Genomic DNA, 233 nt, shown 5'->3' with positions numbered 1-233 from the left:
AGGTGTCTTTTTGTTTACAAAATTTTCAATTCGTATTCTTCAGCGTGTTCCACGTAGTTTAGTAACTCAGCTGCCCCTAAATCGTTTACGTCCTTTGCGTAGTAGGGTAGATATAACTGCTTCAGGTTAAAATGTCCGCCTAATTCCCTGATTAACTGCATCTTAATCCTATAACCCGCTTTATCATTATCTGTAGCTATAACGATTGTCTCTATACCTGATAAGAGTAGTAG

At 37.8% G+C, this 233-nt stretch carries 1 protein-coding gene; it reads right to left on the bottom strand.

The window, feature by feature from the left end; genetic code table 11:
• Nucleotides 1–14: 14 nt before the first annotated feature.
• A partial coding sequence (locus SB749_RS21030; RefSeq protein WP_410712030.1) for a toprim domain-containing protein occupies nucleotides 15–233 on the bottom strand: 219 nt, incomplete at its 5' end.

It is taken from the genome of Brevibacterium sp. SIMBA_078 (genome assembly GCF_046534565.1).
Lineage (GTDB): Bacteria > Actinomycetota > Actinomycetes > Actinomycetales > Brevibacteriaceae > Brevibacterium.
Note: the sequence above shows the minus strand (reverse complement) of the source record. Positions and strands in the feature narration are given on the sequence as shown.